The organism is Pannonibacter sp. SL95 (assembly GCF_026672425.1).
Taxonomy (GTDB): domain Bacteria; phylum Pseudomonadota; class Alphaproteobacteria; order Rhizobiales; family Stappiaceae; genus Pannonibacter.
In genome coordinates this window covers 426,888-442,419 of sequence record NZ_JAPPRC010000003.1, presented here as the reverse complement: position 1 = coordinate 442,419, position 15,532 = coordinate 426,888, and the positions used below count along the sequence as shown (strand labels likewise).

Genomic DNA, 15,532 nt, shown 5'->3' with positions numbered 1-15,532 from the left:
GACCTGCCTGCTCAATCGCGCATCCGGTTGCGGGTATTGGCAAGGCCCGGTCAGCCCGAAGGCGGGACCTTGCGGCCCCGCCCCCGATTTGTCGATGGGTACGTGCTTATTTCCAGGAAGCGATCAGGTCGTCATAGGAGACGGTGATCGGCTGTTCCTTTTCGTTCGGGATCGGACCCTTCGGTGCGCCCGGCTGGTCGAACCAGTACTGGGCGGTCTGCTCTTCGTTCAGCTTCGGACCGAAGGCACCCTGCACGCCTGCGCGTTCCAGGCGCTCAAGCACCTTTTCCTGCTCGGCGCAGAGCGAGTCCATGGCTTCCTGCGGGGACTTCGCACCGGACGACGCATCGCCGATGTTCTGCCACCACAGCTGGGCCAGCTTCGGGTAGTCCGGAACGTTGGTACCGGTCGGGGACCACTGCAGGCGAGCCGGCGAGCGATAGAACTCGATCAGACCGCCAAGCTTCGCTGCGCGCTCGGTGAAGCTGTCATGCGCAAGAGTGGACTCGCGGATGAAGGTCAGGCCAACGTGGCTCTTCTTCACGTCCACGGTCTTGGAAGTGACGAACTGGGCATAGAGCCAGGCCGCCTTGGCGCGGTCCACCGGGGTGGACTTCATCAGCGTCCAGGAACCAGCGTCCTGATAGCCGACCTTCATGCCTTCTTCCCAGTACACGCCATGCGGCGAGGGAGCCATGCGCCACTTCGGCGTGCCATCCTCGTTCACGACCGGCAGGCCCGGCTTGACCATGTCGGCGGTGAAGGCGGTGTACCAGAACATCTGCTGAGCGATTTCGCCCTGGGCAGGAACCGGGCCGGCTTCGCCGAACACCATGCCAGCAGCAGCCGGCGGGGCGTACTTGTTCAGCCAGTCGATGTACTTGGTGATCGAGTACACAGCAGCCGGGCCGTTGGTGTCGCCGCCACGGGCAACGCAGGAACCAACCGGCTGGAAGTTCTCGTTGACGCGGATGCCCCACTCGTCGACCGGCAGGCCGTTCGGCTCGCCCTTGTCACCGGCACCAGCCATCGACAGCCACGCATCGGTGAAGCGCCAGCCAAGCGACGGGTCCTTCTTGCCGTAGTCCATGTGGCCATAGACCTTCTTGCCGTCGATTTCACGGCCGGTGAAGAACTCGGCGATGTCCTCGTAGGCAGACCAGTTGACCGGCACGCCGAGCTCATAGCCATACTTCGCCTTGAAGTCGGCCTTGTTCTTCTCGTCGTTGAACCAGTCATACCGGAACCAGTAAAGGTTCGCGAACTGCTGATCGGGCAGCTGATAGAGCTTGCCGTCCGGACCGGTGGTGAACTTGGTGCCGATGAAGTCGGCCAGATCGAGACCCGGATTGGTCACGTCCTTGCCTTCACCAGCCATCCAGTCAGTCAGGTTGCGGGCCTGCTGGTAGCGCCAGTGGGTGCCGATCAGGTCGGAGTCGTTGATATAGGCGTCGTAGATGTTCTCGCCGGACTGCATCTGGGTCTGCAGCTTCTCGACGACGTCACCTTCACCGATCAGGTCGTGCGTGATCTTGATGCCGGTGATCTTGGTAAAGGCGTCAGCCAGAACCTTGGATTCGTATTCATGGGTGGTGATCGTCTCGGAGACGACCTTGATTTCCATGCCCTTGAACGGAGCGGCAGCGTCGATGAACCACTGCATCTCCTTTTCCTGGTCCGCGCGGCTCAGGGCCGACTGCGTGCCGATTTCAGCGTCCAGGAACTTCTTTGCCGCTTCCATATCGGCAAAGGCGCTTCCGGTCGAAACCAGCATGGCAAGGGCCATGGCCGTCGAAGTGTAATACACTTTCATTCAGTTTCCTCCCGAGTGATTTGATCCGAAGATCAGGTTGCCTTTCGTCTTCAGACCCAGCGGAACACCGCAAAGGCGTAGACGAGACAGGCGATCAGAGCCCCCCAGAGAGGGGCGCCGAAGGCGGCGAGCCAGCCAAGCGTGATGAAGGCCGAGCCCAAAAGGGTAATGAAGAGACGGTCCCCGCGCGTCGTCTCGATGCGCAGCACGCCGACACGGGGCGTCTCCGGAAAGCGGATTGCCAGAGTGGTGAAGACCACCAGCAAGGTCGCAATCGTGGCAAAGAAGATCGCGGTCGGCGCGGTCCAGGCCATCCAGTCCATATCTGTTCTCCCTCAGATCAGACGCGGCCCAGGGCAAAGCCCTTGGCGATGTAGTTGCGGACGAAATAGATCACGAGCGCGCCGGGAATGATGGTCAGCACACCGGCTGCAGCCAGCACGCCCCAGTCCATGCCGGAGGCTGAGACCGTACGGGTCATCGTGGCTGCGATCGGCTTGGCATTCACCGAAGTGAGCGTGCGCGACAGAAGCAGCTCGACCCAGGAGAACATGAAGCAGAAGAACGCAGCCACACCGATGCCACTCGCGATCAGCGGCATGAAGATCTTCACGAAGAAGCGGCCGAACGAATAGCCGTCGATATAGGCGGTTTCGTCGATTTCCTTCGGCACGCCGCGCATGAAGCCTTCCAGGATCCAGACCGCCAGCGGCACGTTGAACAGGCAGTGCGCCAGGGCAACGGCGATGTGCGTGTCGAACAGCCCGACCGACGAGTAGAGCTGGAAGAAGGGCAGCGCGAACACGGCCGGCGGGGCCATGCGGTTGGTCAGCAGCCAGAAGAACAGGTGCTTGTCGCCGAGGAACGTGTAGCGCGAGAAGGCGTAGGCCGCCGGCAGCGCCACGGTGATCGAGATCACCGTGTTCATCACCACGTAGATCAGCGAGTTGACGTAGCCCATGTACCAGCTCGGATCGGTGAGGATCGTTGCATAGTTGGCGAGCGTCGGGCTTTGCGGCCACAGGCTGAAGGTCGACAGGATTTCCGTGTTGGTCTTCAGGCTCATGTTGAGGAGCCAGTAGATCGGCAACAGCAGGAAGATCAGGTACACGGCCATCACGACGGCGCGGGAGTTGATGCCGACACGCGCGGCACTGCGGCTCCTCGCCGGGGTGGAAGCGGTCATGGTTGCGGCGCCCATCAGAAGCCCTGCCTTTTGTCGAGGTTGGTCATGACGGTGTAGAACACCCAGGAAATCAGCAGGATCACGAGGAAGTACATGATCGAGAAGGCTGCGGCCGGACCGAGGTCGAACTGGCCAAGTGCCATCTTGACGAGGTCGATCGACAGGAAGGTCGTCGAGTTGCCCGGCCCACCACCGGTGACCACGAAGGGCTCGGTGTAGATCATGAAGCTGTCCATGAAGCGCAGCAGGATGGCGATCATCAGCACGCCCTGCATCTTCGGCAGCTCGATGTAGCGGAACACGCTCCAGCGGCTGGCCTGGTCGATCTTCGCCGCCTGATAATAGGCATCCGGGATCGACTGCAGACCGGCATAGGCGAGCAGCGCCACCAGCGAGGTCCAGTGCCACACGTCCATCACGATGACCGTGGCCCAGGCGGCGACAGCATCCTGCGTGTAATTGTAGGAGATGCCGAGGGCATGCAGCGTGGCACCCAGCAGACCGATGTCGACGCGGGCAAAGATCTGCCAGATGGTGCCGACCACGTTCCACGGAATGAGCAGCGGCAGCGCCATCAGGATGAGGCAGAACGAGGCCCAGAAGCCACGCTTGGGCATGTTCAGCGCGATGAAGATGCCGAGCGGGATCTCGATGGCCAGGATCACGGCCGAGAAGATCAGCTGACGGCCGAGCGCATCCCAGAGGCGCTTGGAATGCAGCATTTCATCGAACCATTCGACACCAGCCCAGAAGAACTGGTTGTTGCCGAACGTATCCTGGACCGAGTAGTTCACCACCGTCATCAGCGGGATCACCGCCGAGAAGGCGACGAGCACGAGAACGGGAAGGACCAGGAACCAGGCCTTGTGATTGACGGTCTTTTCCATCAGGCGGCCTCCCCCGAAACGCGCCAGCTGTTGGCATAGACATTGACGCGCGAGGGATCGAACACCACTCGGGTCATGTCGGATGTGATGCGGTCGCTTTCGCCCGCGATGATGTTGATGTCGGACCCGAAGAACTCGGCCCGGACGATCTTGTGACGGCCCACGTCCTCGACGCGGCGTACCTTGACCGGCAGGCCCTCGCTGTCGGACAGGCGGGCGAATTCCGGACGCACGCCGATCTGCACCTTGCCATCCAGCTTGGAATAGCCGTGGCCGAGCGGAATGGTGGCACCGTTCACATAGGCCGTCGTTCCCTCGACCTGCGCATCCATCAGGTTCATGCCGGGCGAGCCGATGAAGTAGCCGACGAATGTATGCGCCGGGCGCTCGAACAGCTCCTGCGGCGTACCGATCTGCACCACGCGGCCGTCGTACATCACCACCACCTTGTCGGCGAAAGTGAGCGCTTCGGTCTGGTCATGCGTCACGTAGATCATGGTGTGGCCGAACTCATGGTGCAGCGACTTGAGCTGCGTCCGCAGTTCCCACTTCATGTGCGGATCGATGACGGTGAGCGGCTCGTCGAACAGCAGCGCGTTGACGTCCTCGCGCACCATGCCGCGGCCGAGCGAGATCTTCTGCTTGGCATCGGCGGTAAGCCCTTGCGCCTTGCGGTCGAGCACAGCCTCCATGCCGATCATCTGCGCGATCTTCTGGACGCGATCCGCGATATAGGCCGCATTCGCACCGCGGTTCTTCAAGGGGAAGGCGAGGTTTCCGCGCACGGTCATCGTGTCGTAGACGACCGGGAACTGGAACACCTGGGCGATATTGCGCTCCGCCGTCGGCTTTTCCGTCACATCGACGTCGTTGAACAGGATCCGGCCCTGACTCGGCACCAGAAGACCGGAAATGATGTTGAGCAGCGTGGACTTGCCGCAGCCGGACGAACCGAGCAGCGCATAGGCCTCGCCGTCATTCCACACGTGGTTCAGTTCCTTCAGCGCGAAATCGTCTTCGCTCTGCGGGCGCGGATTGTACGAGTGGGCGAGATTGTCGAGCGTGATCTTGGCCATGGGTCCCTCCTCACGCTGCCAGCGCATAGGCGGCCGGAGCCACCAGCGCGCCGTCCTGGCCGAAGACATAGACATGCGAGGGGTCGAGGTAGACCTTCAGCGCCGCCCCCAGGGTGAGGTCATGCACGCCATGGATCAGGCCAACCCAGCGCTCGCCATGATGTTCAAGGTGCACGAAAGTCTCCGATCCGGTGATTTCGGTCACCGCGAGCTGGGCGGTGAACTCCATCGCATCCGTGCTGTGCCGGTGCAGTTCGAGATGGTTCGGCCGGAAGCCGGCGATGTAGCGGCCATCGTGCAGCTCGGCGAGCTTGCCGGCCGCCGGGATCGACTGTCCGTCCCCGAACATCAGCTTGGCACCTGCCTTGGCGATCTGCAGGAAGTTCATCGGCGGATCGGAGAACACGCGCGCCGTCGTTGCATCGACGGGGCGGCGATAGACCTCCGGCGTCGGTCCGAACTGGGTCACCCTGCCCTGCCACAGCGTGGCCGCGTTGCCGCCCAGAAGCAGCGCTTCTTCCGGTTCCGTCGTCGCGTAGACGAAAATCGAACCTGAGGCTTCGAAGATCTTCGGAATCTCGACGCGCAGCTCTTCGCGCAGCTTGTAGTCAAGGTTGGCCAGCGGCTCGTCGAGCAGCACCAGGCCGGCGTTCTTGACCAGCGCGCGCGCCAGGGCGCAGCGCTGCTGCTGGCCACCGGACAGCTCCAGCGGCTTGCGCTTCAGCATCGGCGTCAGCTTCATCAGCTCCGCCGTCTTGTGCACGGCCTTGTCGATCTCCGCCGACGACTTGCCCATCAGCCGCAGCGGACTGGCAATGTTGTCGTAAACGGTCATCGCCGGGTAGTTGATGAACTGCTGGTAGACCATGGCAACGGCGCGGTCCTGCACCCGCACGCCGGTCACATCCTTGCCGTTCCAGATGATCTTGCCTGTGGTCGGCTTGTCGAGCCCCGCCATCAGGCGCATCAGCGATGTCTTGCCGGACAGCGTCGGCCCGAGCAGCACGTTCATGCTGCCCTCACGCAAGGTCAGGTCGGTCGTATGGATGTGCGTTTGCCCAGCCACGACCTTGGAGACACCCTCCAGGACCAGGGTCATATTACTCGTCCTCCCATTCCTGCTACTGCGCTGCGGCAGCCCCGTACCGGGCAGAGCAGGCGTTCCTTATCCAGTCTTCCAGCGCGGCCACTTCGGCGGCGCTCAGGCGCAGGCCCAGCTTGGAGCGACGCCAGACGACGTCCTCGGCACTGCGCGCATATTCCTTGTCGATCAACCAGTTGACTTCGCGTTCGGTCAGGTTCCAGCCGAAACGGATACCCAGATCCTCCACCCGGGTCGCGCCAGCCAGCAGGTCTGCAGCCTCTGTCCCGTAGGCCTTCACCAGACGACGAGCCCAACGGTTATCGAGATAGGGATGGGCGCTCATCAGGTCGCGCACCAATGCTTCGACGCCATCAACCGGGAAGTTGCCGCCCGGCAGCGGCACGCGCGCGGTCCAGGCAGCACCAGCTGCCGGGAAGTGCGGTACGATCTTCTCGAGCGCGTGCTCGGCGAGCTTGCGATAGGTGGTGATCTTGCCGCCGAACACGTTGAGCAGCGGCGCGCCGCCGGTCTCGTCCACCTTCAGCACATAGTCGCGGGTCGCGGCTGTCGCCGACTTGGCGCCATCGTTGTAGAGCGGGCGAACACCCGAATAGCTCCAGACAATGTCGTCCACGGTGACCGGCTTCTTGAAGTAGCCCGAGGCGAACTTCAGCAGGTAGTCGCGCTCCTGATCCGTGCAGACAGGCTTGATGCCCGGCTCCGGATGATCGGCATCCGTGGTGCCGATCAGGGTAAAATCGGTCTCATAGGGGATCGCAAAGATGATGCGACCGTCTTCGCCCTGGAAGAAGTAGCACTTGTCGTGATCGTAGAGCTTCTTCGTCACGATGTGGCTGCCGCGCACCAGGCGCACGCTTTCCTGCGAATTGGAGCGGACCGTGTTGCGGATCACGTCGCCGACCCAGGGGCCGCCGGCGTTGACCAGCATCCGGGCATGGCGGCGGAACTGCTCACCCGTGTCGCGGTTTTCAAGCAGGATCTGCCACTGCCCGTCGACGCGCTCGGCCGACAGCACCTTGGTGCGCACCATGATCTCGGCGCCCCGGGCGGCCGCATCACGGGCATTGAGCACCACAAGGCGGGAGTCCTCGATCCAGCAATCCGAATATTCATAGGCCTTGGCAAAGCGGTCCTGCAGCGGCTTGCCTTCAGGGCCGGCCTTCAGATCGACCGTCGACGTGCCCGGCAGGATCTTGCGGCCACCGAGATTGTCATAGAGGAACAGGCCAAACCGGATCAGCCAGGCAGGACGACGCCCTTTCATCCAGGGCATCACCATGTTGAGCAGCTTCGAGGTCGGCGTCTCGCCTTCGAACCGCATGTCCTTGTGGTAAGGAAGCACGAAGCGCATGGGCCAGGAAATATGCGGCATCGCCGTCAGCAGCGTTTCGCGCTCGATCAGCGCTTCGCGCACCAGCCGCACTTCGAAATATTCGAGGTAGCGCAAGCCGCCATGGAACAGCTTTGTCGACGCGGATGAGGTTGCGGAGGCGAGGTCATTCATTTCCGCCAGCGAGACGGTCAGACCACGTCCGGTCGCGTCACGGGCGATGCCGCAGCCATTGATGCCGCCGCCGATGATGAACAGATCGACCACCTGATCTTGCTGCAATGCCACGGACACGAACCTCCCGGAACCGGTCTTTTGTGAACACAAACGAACCACAAAACCCCATTCACAGTCAATGAACGATTTTCGTTTGTGTTCGTTTTTGATTCTTCGCGTCAATCCAAGCACTTAGCCGAGACAAACCGCCGCAGCCCGCGCTTTCGCGGCCATGTTGCCGGAATTAAAGGGCTTTTTGTGCGTTGCGATATCGAATTTTTGCGCTGCAATAGTCGATCACATTTCGATCGCATGTTCGCACTTGCGCTAAAAACTTGAAAAAGGGAGCCAAAGCGAACATATTACCCGTGCCCCAAGGGAACATGACCGTGTCGCAGACCTTCCGCCAGCCAGAGATTCTCGAGCTCGCCCGACAGCAGGGAAAGGTCACCGTTGAAGGCCTTGCCGAGCATTTCGGCGTCACCGTCCAGACCATCCGCCGCGACCTGTCAGAGCTGTCCGACAGCGGCAAGCTGGAACGTGTCCACGGCGGCGCCATACTGCCCTCCGGCGTGACGAACATCGGCTATGAGGACCGCAGAAACCTCAACCGCGACGCCAAGACAGCGATTGCCACGCAATGCGCACGGGCGATACCGAGCGACGTGTCGGTGTTCCTGAACATCGGCACCAGCACGGAAGCGGTCGCCCGCGAGCTGCTGCACCATCGCAACCTGATGGTGGTCACCAACAACATGAATGTTGCCAACATCCTGGTCGCCAATCCCGAGTGTCAGGTGATCGTAGCCGGCGGGGCCTTGCGGCGCACGGATGGCGGTCTTGTCGGCAACCTGACGACCCGCACCATTGAGCAATTCAAGTTCGATTTTGCCGTCATCGGCTGCTCCGCCCTTGATGAGGAAGGCGACCTGCTCGACTTCGACATCCAGGAGGTCGGCGTCAGCCAGACCATCATCCGTCAGGCGCGCAAGACGTTCCTGGTCTCTGACCATTCCAAGTTCCAGCGCACGGCCCCGGCCCGCATCACCTCGCTGGCGCGCATCGACACCTTCTTCACGGACCATCCGCTGCCCAGCCCCCTCGCCATCCGCTGCGAAGGCTGGGGCACCAAGGTCGTCGTCTGCGGCGAAGGCTGAGGCAACGGGCCTACGGCACACGGCCCATCCGCCAAAAAAACGGCTGACAAGCTGCGTTGACCGGACTACAGCCTGCCGCAGTCATTCCCGTGCCGGAGGCCCTGATGTCCGCGAAGCCGCACACCCTGATCGCTCCCTCCATGCTCGCCAGCGATTTCTCGCGTCTGCGCGATGAGCTGCGCGCTATTGACGCCGCCGGCGCCGACTGGATCCATCTTGATGTGATGGATGGCCATTTCGTGCCGAACATCACCTATGGACCGGACGTGATCGCCGCCATGCGGCCGCACACCACCAAGGTATTCGATACGCACCTGATGATCGCCCCCTGCGACGCCTATCTGGAGGCCTTCGCCAAGGCTGGATCGGACATCATCACCGTTCATGCCGAGGCAGGACCGCACCTCGACCGCTCGCTGCAGGCGATCCGTGCGCTTGGCAAGAAGGCGGGCGTCTCGCTCAACCCGAGTACCCCGGAAAGCGTCATCGAATATGTGCTCGACCGGCTCGACCTGATCCTGGTCATGACGGTGAACCCGGGCTTCGGCGGCCAGAAGTTCATTCACGCCATGGTCGACAAGGTGGCCCGCATCCGCAAGATGATCGGTGACCGGCCGATCGATATCGAGGTCGACGGCGGCATTGCCCCGGACACCGCCCCGCTCGTCGCGGCCGCTGGCGCAAACGTGCTGGTTGCCGGGTCTGCCGTGTTCAAGGGCGGCACGCCGGAAACATCCGATATCTATGCCGCGCAGATTGCCGCGATCCGAACGGCGGCCGACGCCGCCCGCTCGTGAGCCGCGCAATGCGTGCGGTTGTCTTTGATCTGGACGGGACGCTGGTGGACAGCGTCGCGGCAATCGCCGATATCGGCAACAGCCTGATGCTGGAACTGGGCCTTGCTGCGCTCAGCGTCGAGGAAGCGCGCGGTTACATCGGCAACGGCGCGGCGAAGTTTGTGGAGCGGGCGCTTGCCGCCCGCGCCATCAACGCCGATGCAGCCACGCTTGCCCATCACGTCGAACGCTTCGAGGAAATCTATGGCGCTGCGCCAGGCTCGGCCAATCCGCCGTTTGCCGGTGCCGAGCTGGCACTCAAGACCTTGAAGGCCGAAGGTGTCCGCATTGGGCTTTGCACCAACAAGCCCGGCATCCCGACCGCCAATCTCCTGGCAGCGCTAGGCTGGAGCGAGCTGTTCGAGGTGGTGATCGCCGGCGACAGTCTGGCCACCCGAAAGCCCGATCCGGCGCCGCTGATCGAGGCAGCTCGCCGTCTTGGCACCGACGTCACCGCACCGGGCTTTGCCTATGTCGGAGACAGCGAGATCGATGCAGAGACCGCGGAGCGTGCCGGCAGCCGCTTTGCCCTCTTCACGCTGGGTTACCGCAAGCAGCCGGTTGCCGCCCTGCCGCACACGATCGCCTTCGACGATCTGGCGGCCCTGCCTGCTCTTTTGGCCGATCTCGCCGCCCGCTGATCGCGCGGCGAGATCTTTTTTAACGCGTCAGTGGGAGACGCCCGATCCGCCGACGCTGACGATCGTGTAGGGCACGCCCTCCACCTTGATCGTGCCGGCTTCCTTCAGCGTATCGGCGTCGATCTTGCGGATGACCCCTGCACGCGGGTCGGTCAGCAGCACCGTCTCGCCCGCAATTGCCAGACGCGGCCGCGGGTCAGCCCAGTGACCGTCCATCGAATAGGCTTCCGTGACAGTCGCGCTCGCTTCAATTTTCGCTTCCAGCATGTTGAAGCGATGCAAGGTGCCATCCTCCGTCAGGACGAAGGCGTGCTGTGCATGAGCCGGATCGAGGATGAAGTCGACGCGCCGTGCCGGCAGCTTGGCATAGGTGAAATGCGGCGCATCGGCCGGATCCACGACGACGAGCCCATCGGCGCCGTAGTTGCCAAGGAAGGCCTGCATCCCCTTTACGCCAAGCAGCGTGCCGGTCTTGCCCTGCGGCAGATCTGAACCGTAGGGCAGCAGCTTGAACTCGGGCTTGGCCCCATCAGCCTTCACTGCCAGCACACCATCGCCGCAGCCTGCCGCCAGATAGGCACCCGAGAAGGCTTCACCGTGGATGCCCGGGCAGGACGCCAGCTCCGACACCGGCTTTCCAGCCTGATCAAAGGCCTGCAGCCCAAGACGCGGCAGGTTTTCCGAGCCAGCCGGCTTTTCGGTCGCCGAGACCGTGGAGAGCACATAGTCCCCCATGACGGCGACGAAGCCATGGTGCGGCACCGACTGCGGGAAGTCCTTCAGCACCGGATCACCGGCGAGCACGCCCTTCACATCCGCCAATGCGGCACGGCCATCCTTGTCGAAGTTCACGGCAAGAAGGCCGGAATGCTCGACCACATGCACCGGATAACCGCCGGTCAACGCCGTCGGCAGCTTGGCCGGCTCGCTGACCTCGATATCGGAATGGTCGCCGTGGCTCTCGATGACGACACCGGTCTTCAGGAAGTCGACCCGGTTCTTGTCGCCCTGCACGGCTGCGATGCCTTGGCCATCACCGAAAGCATAGATGCGGGCAGGACCTTCGACGTCGAAGCTCCAGCGTTTTTCAGGCTGGTCCAGGTCCAGCGCGGTGATCTTGCCGCTCGCATGGTCGCCAATGAACACGCGCCAATGGGTCTTGCCTGCCTCGTCCGCGATGACGGGAAGAGTGAGGCCGGCGCTGAACAAAAGGGCCAGCGCGGTTGTCCGTCTGAACATTGGAACTCCTATAAATGTTATTACATTACATTTATACAGAGCCGGGTTGTGCGGCGCAAGCATGAATGCCGCTTGCACCGATCCGTCAATGTTCCAGCCGGGTTTCAACAAACCGTCATCAAGCTGGCTTAAGCCGCAGGCATGTCGATCAAACTTGAACAAGTCACGAAGGTTTTCGGCGCGCAGCGCGTGCTCGATGACGTCTCACTCACCATCGCGGAGGGCGAATTCTTTGTCGTCCTCGGCCCATCCGGCTGCGGCAAGTCCACCTTGCTGCGTCTGATTTCCGGCCTTGAACCGCTCGACGGCGGCCGGATCGAAATCAACGGCCGTGAAGTGGCATCAAACACCCAGCACTTGCCACCGGAAGCGCGCGGCGTCGGCGTGGTGTTCCAGTCCTATGCGCTCTGGCCGCACATGAGCGTGGCGGCGAACGTCGCCTTCCCGCTCGAAACGGCAGGCAAGACAAAGGCCGAGATCACGCAGCGCACCGATGAGTGCCTGTCGACCGTGGAACTGACGCGCTTTGCTGATCGCAAGCCTGCCGATCTGTCCGGAGGCCAGCGCCAGCGTGTTGCATTGGCCCGCTGCCTTGCCCAGGGCGCGTCCACGATCCTGATGGACGAGCCTCTCGCCAATCTCGACCCGCATCTACGTGGCGCGATGGAGGAGGAGCTGTCCGCCTTCCACAAGGCAAGCGGCGCAACGACGCTGTTCATCACCCACGATCAGCGTGAGGCGATGGCGCTTGCCGACCGGATCGCCATCCTATGGGAAGGCCGGCTGCTGCAGGCCGATGCGCCCGAGGTGATCTATCGCCGCCCGAAGAACCGTCAGGTCGCAGGCTTCATCGGCCAGGGTGCCATCATAACGGTCGCTGTGCTTGGATCGGAGGGCCGCAACGCCAACGTCCGGCTTGCCGGCTGTGAGTTCACCGTGTCCGCAACGCCCGGCACGCCGACAGGCACGGCCGCCTTGCTGCTGCGCCCGGAAGATCTTGAAGTCGGTGCCGCCGATGCCCGTCTCACGGGGCGGGTTGGCCGCACGGTCTATCGCGGCGGCTTCCACGAGGCCGAGATCAGCCTGCCGGGCTGTGACACGCCGTTGCTCGCCCGTCTGCCGCTGAAACCGCAGGCGGGCGCCGACGTCGGCATTTCGATCCGCTCAGGCTGGCTGCTGCCGGCCTGAGCGAACTCTGTCGCTGCGTCCAGCTGGGCTCAGTCCCGCCAGGGAATCGTGCCCGCCGGCACACGCCGGGCCAGGCCATTCATCGCGATCATCACCAGCACCGTCGCAAGGACAACCACGGTCGACATTGCAGCCGCCAGCGTGGTTCCCCCGCTGTCCTCGTAGTTGAAGATCGTCGTGCCGATGGTCTCGGTGCCCGAGGACCACAGCAGCGCCGAAACGGTCACCTCATTGTAGGCGGTGAGGAACACGAGGATCGCACCGGAAGCCGCTGCCGGCGCAACCAGCGGCGCAAAGATCCGGCGAAGACGGGTCAGATAGCCAGCCCCCGCGACCCGGGCCGCGTCTTCAAGGCTCTTGTCCATCTGCAGATAGGCCGCCGTGACCGGCTTCAGCCCCACCGACAGGAACACCGCCACATAGGCGAGCAGAATGATCCAGAGCGTGCCATAGAGCGAGACACCGATCAGCGGCAGCGGCTTGAGGAATGCCAGGATGAAGGCAATCGACACCACCAGCCCCGGCACGGCAAAGGCAACATCAGCCTGCGCCGAGGCAAGGCTGGCTGCCTGACGCCGGCGTCCCTGCCGTAGCACCATGATATGGCCGAGCCCGATGGCGATCATCGCGATCACCAGCGCTGCGACGGCAGCGATGAACGTCGAATTGGCAAAGGCCCTGAGGGTCACGCTCTGCCGCCACAGCACTTCGGCGAAATTGTTGAAGGTGATCGTGTCCGGCCCGAGCGTCAGTCCATAAGTCGGCACCAGCGCCGTAGCGATCAACGCCGTGAAGGGCAGCACCAGGGTCAGGGCGATGAAACCCCACAGCCCGACTTCCAGCGGCAAGCGCGCCTTGCCCAGCTCATAGGCCAGCGGAGCCTGCGGCAAGCCGATCAGGGTCGACCGCATCCGCCGCTGCAGCAGCGACTGCAGCCCGACCGCGATCAGCGTGACCACCGCCAGCACCACCGAAATCACCGCCACATTCGGCAGCACATCGGGCCCGAAGCTGGCCAGCCGCCGCCACATCAGCACCGGCAGCGTGGTGTAGCGCGCCGGAATGCCGAGCAACGCATTGATGCCGAAATTGCCAAGCGCCGCCACGAAGGCCAGCATGAAGCCCGCCAGCAACGACGGCCCGATCAAGGGCAGCGTGATGCGCAGCAAGACCCGCGAACCGCCAGCTCCGCACACCCGCGCCGCATCGGCGAGTTCACGTGGCAGGGACCGAAGCGCCGCGCGCAGGATCAGGAACACCAGCGGCGCATGCTGCAAGGCCAGCAGGCTGACGAGGCCGGTGAAGGAATAGATCGCCGGCGTCACACCCATCTCGGGAGCCAGACCAAGCGGCTTCAGGATCGGACTGCCCGGCCCCATCGCCTGGATCCAGGCAATCGCGATCACATGTGGCGGGATCATCATCGGCAGCAGGAGGCAAAAAACGAGGAGCCCCTTGGCCCGAACGTCCGTCAGGCCGATGGCGAGAGCCAGTCCGGCCCCCAGCACCGTCGCGATCAGCGCAGAAAGAAAGCTGCTTTCAAACGAGTTCCAGAGTGCCTTCTGGACCGAACGGTTGCCCATGGCCTCGACAAGCGGCCCGAGGTCCAGCCCCGAGGGCCCGGTAATCCCGACCTTGAACAGCAGCACCATGGGCACGCCGCAGATCAGCGTCACCACGGCAACGAGAACGGCGAGGGTGATGCCCTCGCCGTCCGGAAGCGCCTTGCGGATAAATGAGGTCATGAACCCTTAGCCGCCGAAGATTTCCGTGAACTTTGCCTTGTTGGCAGCATCGCCTTCAAGCGCCTTGGCCGGATCGAACGGCAGCAGCTTGATGGTGTCGCGAGCGGGGAACCCAGCCGGCGGGGTCACGCCCGGATGCGCCGGCAGGTAGCCCTGCTTGGAAGCCAGTTCCTGGCCGTCCTTGGAGATCAGGAAATCGACGAAGGCCTTGGCGGCGGTCGGGTTCTGGGCGGTGGAGAGGATCGCCACCGGCTCGGTCACGGCCGAAACGCCTTCTTCCGGGAACACGAATTCCACCGGGGCGCCCTGCGCCTTGCCACGGATCGGCATGTAGTCGACCATGAAGCCATAGAGCTTCTCGCCGCCGGCGATGGCCTTGTAGACGCCGCCGTTGCCGCCCTGCGGATTGGCACCCTGCTCTGCCAGCTTCTCGTAATAGGCCCAGCCCAGATCCGGGTTGTTGGTCACGGCAACCATGTGGATGGTGGCAGCGCCCGAAGTCAGCGGCGACGGCATCGCCAGCTTGTCCTTCACTTCGGCCTTGAGCAGGTCCTTGTAGGACGTCGGCTTCACCGGGGCATTGGTGTTGTACATGATGCCGGTGGTGATCAGCTTGGTGGAGAAGTAGGTCTTGTCCTTGTCCATGATCGCCGGATCATAGGCAGACACGTCAGCGCCCTCATGCTTCATGAGGCGGCCTTCCTGCTTCAGGCTTTCCATGGTGACCGTATCGGCAATCAGCAGCAGGTCCGGCTTGGGTGCACCAGCCTCGATCTCGGCGCGCAGCTTGGCCATCACCTGGGTCGTGCCGTCACGGACCCACTCGACCTCGACGGCCGGATACTTGGCCTTGAAGGCGTCAACGGTCTGCTGAGCATCTTCGTTCGGCTGGGAGGTGTAGAGCACCAGCTTGCCGGCGACATCGGCAGCCTGAACCTGACCGGCGATGAGGAGCGCAGTCGCGGCAATGAGCAGCTTCTTCATGGTGGATCCCTGTCAATCGCGCGCCGCCCCTGCGGCGCTACCAAGGGCGGCTCTAACAGCGTTTGATGACAGTTTTGTTGAACGATTGTTGCAGGTTTTCTACATTAAATAGCCGGCTAATTATTCCGA

General features: G+C 63.0%; 14 protein-coding genes. 4 read left to right on the top strand and 10 right to left on the bottom strand.

Going from position 1 to position 15,532, the window contains the following annotated elements; genetic code table 11:
- Positions 1-106 precede the first annotated feature (106 nt).
- The 7 genes from OVA12_RS02605 to glpD all read right to left on the bottom strand — a co-directional run bounded on the left by OVA12_RS02605 (position 107) and on the right by glpD (position 7,679).
- Positions 107-1,813 (bottom strand): ABC transporter substrate-binding protein, encoded by a 1,707-nt coding sequence (locus tag OVA12_RS02605; RefSeq protein ID WP_268134215.1) that lies wholly within the window; start codon positions 1,811-1,813, stop codon positions 107-109.
- A gap of 50 nt (positions 1,814-1,863) precedes the next feature.
- Positions 1,864-2,136 carry a DUF2160 domain-containing protein gene (locus OVA12_RS02600; RefSeq protein WP_106751363.1) on the bottom strand — a complete coding sequence of 91 codons (273 nt, stop codon included), beginning with the start codon at positions 2,134-2,136 and terminating at the stop codon, positions 1,864-1,866.
- Between the two features lie 17 nt (positions 2,137-2,153).
- Complete coding sequence (locus OVA12_RS02595) at positions 2,154-2,930, bottom strand: carbohydrate ABC transporter permease (protein ID WP_244293918.1); 777 nt, start codon at positions 2,928-2,930, stop codon at positions 2,154-2,156.
- 83 nt (positions 2,931-3,013) lie between these two features.
- A complete protein-coding gene (locus OVA12_RS02590; protein WP_106751364.1) occupies positions 3,014-3,886 on the bottom strand; it encodes a carbohydrate ABC transporter permease in 873 nt (290 codons plus the stop codon).
- Positions 3,886-4,962, bottom strand: coding sequence for an ABC transporter ATP-binding protein (locus tag OVA12_RS02585; protein ID WP_268134210.1), 1,077 nt, complete (start codon positions 4,960-4,962; stop codon positions 3,886-3,888). The genes OVA12_RS02590 and OVA12_RS02585 overlap by 1 nt, the downstream gene beginning before the upstream one ends.
- 10 nt (positions 4,963-4,972) lie before the next feature.
- A complete protein-coding gene (locus OVA12_RS02580) occupies positions 4,973-6,061 on the bottom strand; it encodes an ABC transporter ATP-binding protein (RefSeq protein WP_268134208.1) in 1,089 nt (362 codons plus the stop codon).
- Positions 6,062-6,083: 22 nt separating this feature from the next.
- Positions 6,084-7,679, bottom strand: coding sequence for a glycerol-3-phosphate dehydrogenase (gene glpD, locus OVA12_RS02575; RefSeq protein WP_268136978.1), 1,596 nt, complete (start codon positions 7,677-7,679; stop codon positions 6,084-6,086).
- A gap of 317 nt (positions 7,680-7,996) precedes the next feature.
- Between glpD and OVA12_RS02570 the strand changes: the two genes are divergently transcribed.
- The 3 genes from OVA12_RS02570 (at position 7,997) to gph (ending at position 10,247) form a co-directional block, all read left to right on the top strand.
- Positions 7,997-8,770 (top strand): DeoR/GlpR family DNA-binding transcription regulator, encoded by a 774-nt coding sequence (locus OVA12_RS02570; RefSeq protein ID WP_326493882.1) that lies wholly within the window; start codon positions 7,997-7,999, stop codon positions 8,768-8,770.
- 104 nt (positions 8,771-8,874) lie between these two features.
- The gene (gene rpe / locus OVA12_RS02565; RefSeq protein WP_268134204.1) at positions 8,875-9,567 is read left to right on the top strand and encodes a ribulose-phosphate 3-epimerase; all 693 of its coding nucleotides are present in this window, start codon (positions 8,875-8,877) and stop codon (positions 9,565-9,567) included.
- An 8-nt stretch (positions 9,568-9,575) separates the two neighbouring features.
- On the top strand, positions 9,576-10,247 hold the full coding sequence (gph, locus tag OVA12_RS02560; RefSeq protein ID WP_268134202.1) for a phosphoglycolate phosphatase: 672 nt from the start codon (positions 9,576-9,578) through the stop codon (positions 10,245-10,247).
- A 27-nt stretch (positions 10,248-10,274) separates the two neighbouring features.
- Here the strand turns inward: gph and OVA12_RS02555 are convergent, their stop codons facing one another.
- Positions 10,275-11,486, bottom strand: a complete 1,212-nt coding sequence (locus OVA12_RS02555) for a hypothetical protein (RefSeq protein WP_268134200.1) — start codon at positions 11,484-11,486, stop codon at positions 10,275-10,277.
- 141 nt (positions 11,487-11,627) lie between these two features.
- Here OVA12_RS02555 and OVA12_RS02550 point away from each other — a divergent pair, with 141 nt between their 5' ends.
- Positions 11,628-12,674 carry an ABC transporter ATP-binding protein gene (locus OVA12_RS02550; protein WP_268134198.1) on the top strand — a complete coding sequence of 349 codons (1,047 nt, stop codon included), beginning with the start codon at positions 11,628-11,630 and terminating at the stop codon, positions 12,672-12,674.
- A gap of 29 nt (positions 12,675-12,703) precedes the next feature.
- Here the strand turns inward: OVA12_RS02550 and OVA12_RS02545 are convergent, their stop codons facing one another.
- A complete protein-coding gene (locus OVA12_RS02545) occupies positions 12,704-14,419 on the bottom strand; it encodes an ABC transporter permease (RefSeq protein WP_268134197.1) in 1,716 nt (571 codons plus the stop codon).
- A gap of 6 nt (positions 14,420-14,425) precedes the next feature.
- The gene (locus OVA12_RS02540) at positions 14,426-15,403 is read right to left on the bottom strand and encodes an ABC transporter substrate-binding protein (protein WP_268134196.1); all 978 of its coding nucleotides are present in this window, start codon (positions 15,401-15,403) and stop codon (positions 14,426-14,428) included.
- Between the last annotated feature and the right edge of the window lie 129 nt (positions 15,404-15,532).

What these genes read in the sequence shown, in the direction of transcription:
- OVA12_RS02605 (WP_268134215.1), bottom strand. Translation starts at nt 1,813, where the DNA reads ATGAAAGTGTATTACACTTCGACGGCCATGGCCCTTGCCATGCTGGTT.
- OVA12_RS02600 (WP_106751363.1), bottom strand. Translation starts at nt 2,136, where the DNA reads ATGGACTGGATGGCCTGGACCGCGCCGACCGCGATCTTCTTTGCCACG.
- OVA12_RS02570 (WP_326493882.1), top strand. Translation starts at nt 7,997, where the DNA reads ATGACCGTGTCGCAGACCTTCCGCCAGCCAGAGATTCTCGAGCTCGCC.
- OVA12_RS02555 (WP_268134200.1), bottom strand. Translation starts at nt 11,486, where the DNA reads ATGTTCAGACGGACAACCGCGCTGGCCCTTTTGTTCAGCGCCGGCCTC.
- OVA12_RS02585 (WP_268134210.1), bottom strand. Translation starts at nt 4,962, where the DNA reads ATGGCCAAGATCACGCTCGACAATCTCGCCCACTCGTACAATCCGCGC.
- OVA12_RS02545 (WP_268134197.1), bottom strand. Translation starts at nt 14,419, where the DNA reads ATGACCTCATTTATCCGCAAGGCGCTTCCGGACGGCGAGGGCATCACC.
- rpe (WP_268134204.1), top strand. Translation starts at nt 8,875, where the DNA reads ATGTCCGCGAAGCCGCACACCCTGATCGCTCCCTCCATGCTCGCCAGC.
- OVA12_RS02590 (WP_106751364.1), bottom strand. Translation starts at nt 3,886, where the DNA reads ATGGAAAAGACCGTCAATCACAAGGCCTGGTTCCTGGTCCTTCCCGTT.
- OVA12_RS02540 (WP_268134196.1), bottom strand. Translation starts at nt 15,403, where the DNA reads ATGAAGAAGCTGCTCATTGCCGCGACTGCGCTCCTCATCGCCGGTCAG.
- OVA12_RS02580 (WP_268134208.1), bottom strand. Translation starts at nt 6,061, where the DNA reads ATGACCCTGGTCCTGGAGGGTGTCTCCAAGGTCGTGGCTGGGCAAACG.
- OVA12_RS02550 (WP_268134198.1), top strand. Translation starts at nt 11,628, where the DNA reads ATGTCGATCAAACTTGAACAAGTCACGAAGGTTTTCGGCGCGCAGCGC.
- gph (WP_268134202.1), top strand. Translation starts at nt 9,576, where the DNA reads ATGCGTGCGGTTGTCTTTGATCTGGACGGGACGCTGGTGGACAGCGTC.
- OVA12_RS02595 (WP_244293918.1), bottom strand. Translation starts at nt 2,930, where the DNA reads ATGGCCGTGTACCTGATCTTCCTGCTGTTGCCGATCTACTGGCTCCTC.